Consider the following 247-nt stretch of genomic DNA (forward strand, 5'->3'; position numbering starts at 1 on the left):
TTCCCCAGGGGTTGGTAGGCACCATCAGCCTTCAATCGACCCTCGCCGGGCTCTACAAGAACATCAGCATCAATGGCTTCAACGCGGGGGTTACTGTCGCGAGTGCCGCTGGGGCACCCGTCACTCCAGTATTCGATACCGTTCCTGGCAGCACATGTGAAATCGATGGCCTCTCCATTGAAAACGACTCAGGCGTAGGCATCGTGAATTACAGCACTCTAAGAGGGAGTTTGCAATTGACCTCGCC

At 55.5% G+C, this 247-nt stretch carries 1 protein-coding gene; it reads left to right on the forward strand.

Annotation, left to right across the window (positions count from 1 at the left end; all coding sequences use genetic code 11):
• On the forward strand, positions 1 to 247 hold a 247-nt coding region (locus KVT28_RS26030), incomplete at both ends, for a hypothetical protein (protein WP_217551156.1).

The sequence above is a fragment of the Pantoea sp. GbtcB22 genome (genome assembly GCF_019091025.1).
GTDB classification, from domain to species: domain Bacteria; phylum Pseudomonadota; class Gammaproteobacteria; order Enterobacterales; family Enterobacteriaceae; genus Pantoea; species Pantoea leporis.